10 protein-coding genes are annotated in these 11713 nt (G+C 46.0%); all 10 read left to right on the forward strand.

From position 1 onward, the window contains the following. Positions 1-88 precede the first annotated feature (88 nt). The 10 genes from E7745_RS09325 (at position 89) to E7745_RS09370 (ending at position 11711) form a co-directional block, all read left to right on the forward strand. A complete protein-coding gene (locus E7745_RS09325) occupies positions 89-829 on the forward strand; it encodes a hypothetical protein (RefSeq protein ID WP_240740285.1) in 741 nt (246 codons plus the stop codon). Further along, positions 826-1011: a hypothetical protein gene (locus tag E7745_RS09330; RefSeq protein WP_124076443.1), complete on the forward strand. Its 186-nt coding sequence runs from the start codon at positions 826-828 to the stop codon at positions 1009-1011. Before E7745_RS09325 ends, E7745_RS09330 begins: the two co-directional genes overlap by 4 nt. 79 nt (positions 1012-1090) lie before the next feature. Continuing rightward, positions 1091-1606, forward strand: coding sequence for a hypothetical protein (locus E7745_RS09335; protein ID WP_124076441.1), 516 nt, complete (start codon positions 1091-1093; stop codon positions 1604-1606). Between the two features lie 184 nt (positions 1607-1790). Then, positions 1791-6098: a phage tail tape measure protein gene (locus tag E7745_RS09340; protein ID WP_136408714.1), complete on the forward strand. Its 4308-nt coding sequence runs from the start codon at positions 1791-1793 to the stop codon at positions 6096-6098. Then, positions 6095-6673, forward strand: a complete 579-nt coding sequence (locus tag E7745_RS09345) for a hypothetical protein (protein WP_124076773.1) — start codon at positions 6095-6097, stop codon at positions 6671-6673. The genes E7745_RS09340 and E7745_RS09345 overlap by 4 nt, the downstream gene beginning before the upstream one ends. A 353-nt stretch (positions 6674-7026) precedes the next feature. Continuing rightward, positions 7027-7500 carry an RNA polymerase sigma factor gene (locus E7745_RS09350; RefSeq protein WP_135472323.1) on the forward strand — a complete coding sequence of 158 codons (474 nt, stop codon included), beginning with the start codon at positions 7027-7029 and terminating at the stop codon, positions 7498-7500. A gap of 150 nt (positions 7501-7650) precedes the next feature. Next, complete coding sequence (locus tag E7745_RS09355) at positions 7651-7983, forward strand: SH3 beta-barrel fold-containing protein (RefSeq protein WP_135472324.1); 333 nt, start codon at positions 7651-7653, stop codon at positions 7981-7983. Then, entirely contained in the window at positions 7983-8276 is a 294-nt protein-coding gene (locus E7745_RS09360; RefSeq protein WP_124076670.1) for a DUF3846 domain-containing protein, read from the forward strand. Before E7745_RS09355 ends, E7745_RS09360 begins: the two co-directional genes overlap by 1 nt. A gap of 148 nt (positions 8277-8424) precedes the next feature. Next, positions 8425-10884: a hypothetical protein gene (locus E7745_RS09365; RefSeq protein ID WP_136408715.1), complete on the forward strand. Its 2460-nt coding sequence runs from the start codon at positions 8425-8427 to the stop codon at positions 10882-10884. Beyond that, positions 10881-11711 carry a hypothetical protein gene (locus E7745_RS09370; protein WP_136408716.1) on the forward strand — a complete coding sequence of 277 codons (831 nt, stop codon included), beginning with the start codon at positions 10881-10883 and terminating at the stop codon, positions 11709-11711. Before E7745_RS09365 ends, E7745_RS09370 begins: the two co-directional genes overlap by 4 nt. The last annotated feature ends 2 nt before the right edge of the window (positions 11712-11713 follow it).

An 11713-nucleotide genomic window follows, 5' to 3' on the forward strand; every position in this document is an offset into this window, starting at 1 on the left:
ATTCCGCACAACTCAACACGGGTGTGTCTAAGTGTCCGCCCGATTTCGAGAACATGAAAGGTGCCATCCTCGTTCCCCCGGCACCAAGTTGCCCGCCGACCTCACCGCCGAAAAGCTGGAGCAGATGGTTCATGCCGACCGCCCGGGCCGCATCTTCGGCATTGTCCGTTTCACGGAGTATGCCAAGAACGGCGGCGAAATTCAGACAGCAGCCAACGGCTATGACGGCGAAGCTCCCACCGGCGTAAGCGCCCGCAAAGACACATTCACCCTTAACAAGTTCTTCCCGGAACTGATGGCGGCTCTTACCAGAACCTACAATCAGCAGTGGGATGCCTACTTCTTCGACGACAACAATATGCTGTTCGGTCTGAAGGACGGCACCGACACACTCGCCGGTTATCCCATGACCGCTGTCTATGGCGATTCCACGCCGTTCAACACCTCATCGACAAAGGCTACCATGACCGTTACTTTCGCGCACGAGAACGCCAAGCGTGCTATCACTGACTTCGATTTCGTGCAGCTCGACTTCAACCCGCAGAAGTGCGTTCTCGGTCTTACATGGGTGCGCCTGGAGAAAGCCGAAACCACTGGCAACGCCTACAAACTCTTTGAAGATGTAGGCGGCTATGATGTTACTGCTATCTATGGTCCCCTCATCGTTGCCGCCGGCAACACCGTTATCAACGGTGCCACCTCAGCGGCATCATACGACGATGCAACCCAGACCCTGACCATCGCCTCAACCTCCGGGGCCGACATCCGCCTCAAGTCGCCCTCCGTGCTGTATGAGAACGACATCAAAGGAATCGAGCAGGTAGCATGATTTTTGAGCGTGTCAACTTCAATGATGAAGAGATAAAGAAGATGAGCCGGGATGAATTTGAGTCCCGGCACATCAATCTCTTCTGGCTCGATCGGGATGAGGCGACCCGAAAGAAGATACTCGGTCAGGTCTACGACCTAATCACAAAGCCTGCCAAGCGGACCAAGCAGAAAGCCGAATAATAATGACGGGGCGGGAGTGGCAACATTTCCGCCCTTAATATTCCAGCAAAAGGCAACATTCTCGGCAAAAATATTCATTATGGGTATAGAAGAAGTAGCGAACATCATCAAGAAGATTTCCGACGGATTTGAGGAGGCGTGTATTCAATGCCTTTCCGACAATTCCGGCATAGTTCTTCGTGCCGTTACCGAACAGTTGTATAGCGGTCTTGACGGAGACGGCAAACATCTCTCTCCGACATACGATGATGACCCATTCTTTGAGGAGGAGGGGACGTGGTATCACAGAGCCAAAGATTACAAGGCGTGGAAGTACAGTATCACACCACCCGTGTCCGGCACCATGCTCGGATTGCCGCCGCGCCCCGATGAAGTCCCCAACCTTTTCATCAATGGTAAATTCTATTCCGAGATAACCGCAACCCGCAAAGGTGATGTTCTTGTCGTGGATCCAGGCAATGGCGATGGTCCGTCAATCGTAGCAAAGTATGGTGATGAGATACTCAACATGGGATCCACCGCCATCAGCTATTTCAATACTACTTATATGCTCCCGGCAATAGATTCGTTTTTCAAAGATTGTGGATACAAATGAGTTGTGCGTGTGAACATAAGCGGATGGGTCAGGAGTTAGACCGATTTCGCAGATTAGCAAAAGCGTGGGCCAAGATGGAAGGAGAAACAGCCGTAATCTATAAAAACGATGATGGCACCTATGGGTTCGCGTCAATCTCGGTAGAGATTGGGAAACCGATTGTAGAATATATAACGCCATACTGATGAGCGAAACAAAGATAACAGACCTGGTTCCCCAGGAGACCATCGACAAAATCAAGGAACTCAACACCGAGATTCAGACGCTGCTCAATACCTACACCACCACGGCAAAGGAGTTGGCGAAAGGCGTTGATGTGAATGTTAAGGTTGTCGGTGATATTGACAAGCTTGAGAAACTTCTTGTCGATAAGACCAAAGAGGCGACCGTCGCCACGGAACGTCTCAACGCTGCCATATCCGAGCAGAGCCAAGTAGTAGCCAACACCACCAACACCATCTCCCGGCAGTTGATGGAGCAGGAGCGTGTCAACAAGACCCAGCGTGAGGCATATACCGAACACGAGAAGGTAAAGAAACTGCTCGACCAATATCACGACACCTATGAGGAACAGGCGAAAAGTCTGGTCAAGATAAATCGTGAGCTTGAACAGAATAAGAAAGCCCAAAAGGATAACGAGAAGGCATTATCGGCGGGGAGTATCTCAATGGCTCAGTTCACGGCAAAGCAGGCGCAGTTGATAGCACAGCACCGCTCTCTTACACAAGAGAAGAGGACTCTTACGCAGATCATGAGCGCTGAGGAGAAAGCCTCACAATCTCAGGAAGGCAGTTATGTTCACATGTCGCAACAGTTGGAGCTGCTGAAGAAAGCCTATAAGGATTTGAGCGAGGAGGGCCGTAACTCCGATTTCGGCAAAGAATTGGAAGCATCCATTCAGAATCTCGACGCTCACCTCAAAGACGTTGCCGCCGACATGGGCGAGTTTCAGCGCAATGTCGGCAACTATGCAATCGCCGGTCAGCATGGTGTCGTAGCGACCGAGAGCGTTATCGCCGCCATGAATCAGGAGGCGAGAACTACACAAGACCTTATCGACCAGACTAAGATTTTGGAAGATGCCAAGAGGATGCTGAATACCTCTGATGAGAACTATGAACAGACTTTGGCGCAGCTCAACGAAAAGATTGAGGAGAATAAGCGTAGTTTGTCTGATGTCAGCGACATTATCGATAAAGATGCCACATCCATAGCTGAGGCAGAGGCTCAGAACAAGAGACTCCAAGAGGCTCTGAAGCACGTTGATCTTTCAAGTGATGATGCTCAGGCTACTATTGAAAAGCTAAATAAGAAGATAGCCGAAAATACACAGCTCATCAAGGATAACACGCCCGCCATTCAAGAGCAAACATCTGCTACGGAGGATCGGACAAAAGCCAATAAGGATGCAGCAGATGAACTATTGGGACTTGTTGGCATAAACACCAATTTCGGTGAGTCATTGCAAGGGTTAAGTAAAACCAACGCCGGTGGTGTGATGGATGGTCTTGGCACAAAAGCAAAGGCTCTCGGAAATACGCTCATGGGGATGTTATCCAATCCGTGGGTACTTGCATTTCTCGGTATTGTTGGAGTCGCCGCCGGATTCAAATGGTGGTACGACTATAACAAGGGACTTGTGGAAGCGTCAAAACTGACTCGGGACTTTACCGGCCTTACCGGTGATGCCATGAAAGCGGCCAGAAACGAGGTCCAGGCTGTTGCCGACATGTATGACAAGGATTTCCGAGAAGTATTGGAAAGTGCCAATGCGATGTCTAAACAATTCGGCATATCGTTCCAAGAGTCCATGCGGTTGATTGAGGACGGATTTGTTGCCGGGGCGGACGTAAACGGAGAGTTTTTGGAAAACATAAAGGAATATCCTGCATATTTCCGTGAGGCAGGACTCTCGGCAAGTGAGTTCATCGCCATAACCACACAAGCCAATCAAGCCGGTATATATTCCGACAAAGGCATTGATGTCATAAAAGAGGGCAATTTGCGTATTCGAGAGATGACAAAAGCAACAGCCGAGGCGTTGGAAGGCATAGGCATCTCATCTAAACAAGTGCAGCAGGATTTGGCTGATGGAAGCAAGACCACCTTTAACATCATGCAGGAAGTGTCGGAAAAGCTGGCCGAGTTCCCGGAATCATCATCTGAAGTCGGCACCGCATTGGCGGACATCTTCGGCGGTCCCGGTGAGGATGCAGGTTTGCAATATATCCTCACTCTGAAAGACATCGACAAGAACCTTGATAATGTCAAAGACCGTGCTGGAGAACTCGGAGAACTTCAAGAAGAGCAACTCCGTAGCCAAATAGAACTTGAAAACACAATAGCCGCTGTTTTCGATACTACGGGCGGTTCTTTTGAGCGTTTGACGACCAAGGCAAAAGTGTTTATCAATGACGGCATTATCAACATCATCAAAGGCTGTGTTGATATTGTCAACTGGTTTATTCGTATGTACAACAAATCTATTGTTGTGCGTGGAGCCGTGAACAGTATCGTTAACTCGTTCAAGACGATGTGGGAGGTTGCCAAGTTTATACTCAATCAGATTGTCGATTCTTTCAAGGCAATGGGAACAGTGATAGAAGGTGTTGTCACACTCGACTGGGACAAAGTGTCGAAGGGATGGAAGGATGGCATGAACGCCCTCAAAGGCAACGTTGAAACTATGGCCAGAAATATAGCATCTAATACGGCTCAGGCATTTAATAATACGATGGATGACGAGTTAAAAGAGGTGTCTATCGACCTCAATGCAAATCTACCTGCCAATGGAGTTGCTCAAACGGGACAAAAGCCGAAAAGTGGTTACACTCCGAGAGAATCTGAGGAAGAGAAGAAAGCTCGTGAAAAAGCCGCAAAAGAGGCTGAAAAGCAAGCCAAAGAAGAACTGAAACGCCTACATGAATTGGAAGAATCCAAAATCGCGGTTATGGCAGACGGGCATGAAAAGGAACTCGCCATGATCCGTTTGAAGTTCAAAAAGAAGATTGACGAAATCAAGGGTGATGGCGAAACCGAGAACGCGCTGAGGGTGCAACTTGCAGAGCAGTGTCAAAAGGAAATTGCAGATTGTGAGTTGAAGTATCAGACTGAACTTGCTAAAATCAATCTTGAAAACCGCCTCGCATCCGTTGAGGAAGGCAGTAAGGAGGAGCTTGATTTGAAGTTGGCCCAATTGGAGGCTACACGCGCCGCCGAACTCAAAGCCGCCGAGAAAACCGGCGCCGATGTTGCCCTCATCAATGACAAGTTCAACAAGGAGCGTCTTGAACTTGAAGAGGAATATGCCAACAATCTTGCTGATAAGATTACCGAGCGCTATGGCGTTGAGGAAATCATACGCAATCAGGAGTATTCCAATGCTGTAAACGCGCTCAAAGAACGCTATGCAAAGGAGATGGCTCTTGCCGCCGGTAATGCCGCCAAACAAGAGGAAATCAAGCGGAATCTTGAAAATGATTTGTACGCCCTGGAGGTTGAGTATTCTCAAAAGGCTGGCGAGGCTGCTATCAAGATGATAGAGGAAATCCTCAACCTTGAAAACTTATCGGCCGAGGATAGGCTGAAATGGGAGCAGGAACTTGCAAAGGCTAAGATTGATTTGGCAAATCAGATAGCCGATGCCAATTCCGAGAGCGTCGATAGGCAGATAGCCGATGATGAGAGGTTGAGAGAAAAGCGCAAAGCCAATCTTCAGAACTGGCTCCAAGTTGCATCCGATGCAATCGGCAACATCAGCGACCTCGTAAACACTCTGTTCGACGGGCAGATTGAAAAATTAGAGGAGGAGCAAGAGGCTAATACGGAAGCCGGAGAGAAAGAACAGGAGAGGATTACCGAACTTGTCAATAAAAAGGTGATCACCCAAGAGAAGGGCGAGGCCCGCAAGAGAGCGGCCGAGGCCCAGACAGCCAAAAAGAATGAAGAGCTGGAGAAGAAAAAACAGCAGCTCAAACACAAACAGGCAGTATGGGAAAAGGCCAATAGTTTGGCTCAGGCCGGAATCGCAACGGCCTTGGCGATAACCCACGCACTGCCCAACTTGGTACTGGCCGCAATCGCCGGTGCGATGGGTGCCATCCAAATCGCGACTATTCTTGCTACACCCATACCCAAGTATGCCAAAGGTACGGACTATCACCGAGGTGGCCCAGCCATTGTCGGTGATGGTGGTCGTTCAGAAGTTGTATTGTTCAACGGTGGTGCATGGCTGACCCCCGACAAACCTACACTTGTTAATATGCCAAAGGGAGCCATTGTCATTCCAAGTGTAACAGACTATGATGATAATCCGGCAGGTTTGTTGATGATGCCCGTGGGTTCGGACAAGACTCCGACCTCCCGGGTCTATGATGATTCCGCTATCCGTAGAGGTGTGTCGGAACTCATCTACCTCATTAAATGCCAGACACGACAGCAACACTGCGATTCTTACCTTACCAACTACGAATTTTTTAAGAGTAAAATATGATAGAGAGACTTGAACAATTAACCGTCGGCCAGTTCGTCGATCTCGTTTGTGGAGATACAAGTGTGCTGATTGGCAAGCGAGAAGTCGTAAATGAGGCGGTGCTTGTTGTTGCAATGCGCAACATAGTGTTTGAATACAAGGAGATTGTAGATAAAGCCGGAGTTAGTTCCTACCTCTCCACCATAGAGGAACTAATAAAGGCTAAGATGTCGGTTGTGGTATTTCAGATGTGCCGGAATCTTGTTTCATTGAATGAACATGACCGCGCCCGTGAGGTGTTAATAGAGTATGGTATTAATGCAAATTCTATGAATGACCAAAGGGTTACAGCAGAAATAAAATCACGTCTTGAAAGAGCTAAAAGCACTATCGAGAAAATCGAAAACGAGAGCAAGAAAGACAAGCCGGGGTCAATCAATTTCCGCCGGGTATTCGACACACAGACTGCCATGTTGATGGCTCATTTCAAGTTCCAGATTGATACATCCACTATGAAGGCCACTGTATATGCCCATCTTGTTGACCAACATAACAGAGAAGTCAAGGCGATGCGTGCAGCCTTGAAAAAGAAGTAAGCACCGCCCCCTGTAACCTAATGAGAGCTTGTCATTCATAATAGCAGGCTCTTTTTTTTTCAAGGTTGACCGCACTTTAGAACGGTTCGTTAGTAACCCCTTGCAAAACCGCAAAGTGTTATGACGAAACGTAATCAATGTTATAAGCGCCGCCCGTCGAGGCTTGACCGAGTAGAAAGGAAATGTGACAGAATCCTGTCCGAGTTGTTAATCATCCGCCAGCAGCTCAACCGTCGGCCGGATATGGATATGGCAATTGAACGCCTCCACCGTACCGCCCGCAAGTTGAGAACTCAATGCGAGCAAGAGCGTGATTTAACAAGAAGAATGTTCAACTCCAAATTCCCGGAGTAATGAACATCGAAGACCTTGTTGTAAAACACGCCGGATGGATACGACGAAAAGCACGAAGATACTATGCCGACGAGTTTGATGCCGATGATCTCGCAAGTGAGACCATCTACAAATGTCTGAGCCAAGCCCGGAAGTTTAACCCCGGAATGAGTTTTAAGCCGTGGGCATTAGCCATTATGGAGAACACCTACATTACGCAGTACAACCGCCGCCGTTGTGTTCTCTTTACCGGATATGATGAATATGACCCATACACGGGGAATGATTATGCCGACCAGAGAGCTTCTGTGAACAGCATCCTATCGATAGTCCGTGATTGCGGGCGTAAGTCATGTTGTATTGAGTGTGTTCTTCTATATGCCAAAGGATATAGTTATGATGAGATAGCCGAGAGAATCGGCATACCTGTCGGAACTGTCAAGAGCAGAGTTTCAGCCGGGCGCAAGATGCTCCGTGAGGCTCTTGACGGCTAAAATGTCAGTAAATGTTAAGGTGGTAAAATGGTGAAAATCAGACGCTAAATGGTGGTCATTCTGTTTGTGTCTCTTGTAAATAATGGCTAACTTTACATCAGAAAATAAAACAATAACCAACTAAAAGTCAAACCAATAAACCCCTTAATTATGGAAAAGAAAAATAATTTCCGCGTGAGAGTGATGAAGTATGCATGGCAACTCTGGAAAGCCACCAAGCAGGCGTGGCGCATCTGCATGATAAAAGCGTGGCAGCTCTACCGCCTCGCGAAAGCCATGCGCGAGGGCGTGGTAACATTCTACTACACCAAAGCCGACGGCTCTATCCGTAAGGCTGTGGGCACTCTCAGAAATGTACCTGCCGGTGCCACACTCGGTGGTAAGAAAGTAACCAAACCGTCTTACAAGACTATGGCTTACTTTGACACCGAAAAGAACGGATTCCGCTGTTTCAAAGTAGAGAATCTAATCTGCGCAATCTGATGGAACTGCAACCTGCCAAAGCCTACCTTATCACCGTCGGGGGAGATATAAACGAAATCTTCCCCGAGAACGGGGAAACCTTTGAGCTTGAAGAGGCTCAGGCTCATGTCGAGGGCTATATTGAGATCGTACACCTCACCAAAGACCAGATTATGATTGTCAACGAAGAGGGCAAATTTGATAAAGAGTACAATCCGATAGCCACCGGAATTGCCGACCTCCACCGAGCATTGTGGAGTGGCGATTACATCTGCGGCAATGTGGTGATTTGCCCCTCTCCGATGCTCCCATAGTAAAAGTCGCTTTCAGGGCAACTTCGGGCGCATAATTCACAAACTCAAAGAGTTAAAGTGAGTTATGCGCTTTTGTCATTTGGCAGAATTTGAGCCGTTTGGCTGAGCCGGCGATGTTTTGGCTTACATTTGCGAAAAGACCAAAACTATGCTCACGAAATATTTTATAGAAATAGACGGCCAAAGGACCGAGATTCCTAATGAATGTATTAAGAATTGGGATGAGGTTCGGTGTGCTTACAAGCGTGCAGATTTTAGTGGTGTCACTCGCTCGTTCTCATCGCAGTTTGAGTTTGTTGGCGATGCATACGATATGTTGATGGCCTTGTATCTCCGAGATGGATTCAATGCTGTTGCAACTCTATATCTTTATACCATTACAGACCGTTGGGTGTGGGAAGAACGATTTGCAGCTCCAATTGATTTCTCAACCATAGTATGGGACAACAATATCCTAAAAGTCAACTGCGTAGACAATAGTCTTGCCGCTCTCATCAAAGCAAACAAGAGTACCAAGTATGAGTTTGGAGTCGGTAGTGATATTCCAATAGCATCGCAGTTAAACTATGACCGTATTCCTATGACAGAAATTGTATCATATCAGGTTATTGGAGAAACAATCGATGATAGTTCAACTATGAAGTTATCTGTTCCTGGTGCTTTGGGTGTTGTTTATAGGATACCTGTAAACATTATTACAGAAAATGTGCTTGTCAACGAAAAGTTACTGTATAATGACCAAACCACAGATGATGGTAGCTATATGGTATCAGCAAAAACAGATGTCACTATTACAATAAAGGGAGGTATTGCAATAGATATGATTAATGCTTGTCAACCCGCAAACTTTGGAGTAACAATTTACAAAACAAGTAATGATGTGACTACTAAAATAGGTCCATTATGCAGCCAAAGTTTCTTGATAACATATAGAGGCGAATATGATAAACCTGGGGACCTGCCAATACTAACGCCAGCTACACTTGGCGCAACAGCATTTGTTAAACAAACAAATACTATCTGGAAATGGTGGGTCAATGAGGCGTCTACATCCGAGGATAATTTATTCATATGGATGGATTCAAAGATGTCTTCAGATGAATATATGCGGCAAATTCCCGAATACACCTATTCGGTTGACTTGAAGGAAGGTGATAAAATCTGGATTGGAGCTGAGGCGAATCCCGGTTTAGGTTCTCGCCCTGGGCCTTTTTGGATTTTAATGCTCGACCAGAAAATTGAGATTTCTTGGGGCGGAATAGGAAAAAGTGCTGAAATTGATGTAATACGGCCTCTTGATTTTTGCGAAAAAATTCTCAATCGTATTAGCATGGGTAAGGTTAATGTTGGTGTAACATTTAGTGATTTCGATAATCGCCTTGCCAATACGTATCTTTTAGCGGCTGAGAGTGTTCGTGGAATTGGTGATGCAAAGATATACTCATCATTCACAGAGTTTGTAGACTGGATGCAAACAGTATTCGGTTATACATATTGTCTTGGCCCGCGCACAAAGGCACAATTCAAAAGAAAGCAGTCAATATTCTACAATTCATGGCCGATTTCCGCAAATGATAATCTTCTGCATATGATGTGCCCGGTCGAGCCAGGAACCCAAGTTGTGATAATACAGGGGACTCCATACTGCGCTGTTTTGGGTGATTACAATTCTGACGGTGGCAACAATTACTACACTAAATGGGAAGGCAGTGATGCGTATAACGACCCGAAAACCGGTAAAGCTCGTTTGGACACCATTTTTATAGGAGAAGATAAAGAAGGGTGTTATTTCGACAGTAATTATAATCTTCACATATATGATGGAAATGTTGAAATGGCTATTTGTGATAACCAAGTAATCAATTTTATCCACCGTTCTGAGCTGTTTAAATCTGACGCCTCAACTATGAGAATAAACAACGTTCGGGATGTCTCGTATTCTGTTGATTCAAGTTCGATTTATTCGGCAATTACTATCGGATACGAAAAGCAGGATTATGAAGGCTTCAATGGGCGTGATGAGTTTAACTTCAATAATACTTACTCCACCGGCCATACTGTTAACGATAAGAAACTTAGTCTCATCAGTAAATATCGAGCAGATTGCTATGGTATTGAGTTCGCCGTTCAGAAGCGTGGGCAGGATACTACAGACTCGTCAAGTGATAAGGATGTTTTCTTTGTGCTTTCTAAAAGTGAGAATGGGTTACTTATTCCGGATAGAACCATTAGAATAGAAAATACTATATCTGATATGGTATTCAATGGCGCATTTTCTCCAATAGCTTGTATCCAGGCAAATGCCGGATTTATAGGAATGCAGGCAAAGCATCTTCATCTTGAATTTGCTTCGAGCATGGGGAATAGCTCTATTGTTATAGATGGCCGAGCTATGTCTGAAGATATAGATCTTGATGCTCCTTTGATGACGTGTGGTAGAGTATCATTTACAACTGATGAAATTGATGAACCGGCATCTGAAAACAATCTCATAGAAATTGAAAGTAATGGTATCCTGTATAGGGGATTTGTAAAAGATGCCACATTCAAATATGCCACGAATGAGGCCGTAAAATACGAACTAATCGTTAATGATATCGAGCTATGATAGTAAGCCCATTCACCCCGCTATTTTTCATCAATCGCAAGGCTGATGGGATAGATAGCGAATATATTCAGACATTCGCCACTACTGACCAGATACTCTTGCAGCTCATAGGAGGGCGTAATGATACCGTTGTCGCCCAGATTATAAGTGAGCCGGACGGAGCGGTCCTGCATCAAATTCAGTTCAATCAGTGGGACATAAACGACACTGTTACTCTGAGGTTCACAACAATCTCATTGTCGACCGGCTATTATTCAGTAAATATAATGGGTGTCGGTCGTAGTGAGGTGTTTCGAGTTACCGATGACCCTCTGATATTGAATAAGACAACACTGATTCAGTATTCGATGAGGAACAACCGCCAGCGTCAAGACGCAGTGTTCTTTATCGACGGGATGCAGTATTTCTTTGATTTCCGAGTCCCAGGAGGATTCAAAGATAGCAATTGGACTTTCAACGTTGAAAGTGAACAGTTTGTGACACAGTATGCAGACATATCCCAATTGTTCGGGCTTGAATCCACTCAAAAAAGATTCACCCTCGGCGGCAGTATGGGTGTTCCCGTGTGGTTTGGCGAAATGCTCAACCGAATACTCATCTGCTCCCATGTCTATTTCGATGGTATTAAGTACAGCCGAAAAGAGGCGAATGTGCCTGAACTGACAGTTCAGTTGGAGGGCGTAAACAGCTTTGTGTTTAACCAGACTCTCCAACAATCAACCAATCTTGATCCTGTTATTGAGCAAAGGAATCACGCTGCTATGCGCCGCGTAGATGATACCAATTATAGAGCAACTTCTTCAACTATTAACAGATTAATTCTTTAAGT

The organism is Duncaniella sp. C9, assembly GCF_004803935.1.
In the GTDB taxonomy this organism is placed as follows: Bacteria; Bacteroidota; Bacteroidia; order Bacteroidales; family Muribaculaceae; genus Duncaniella; species Duncaniella muris.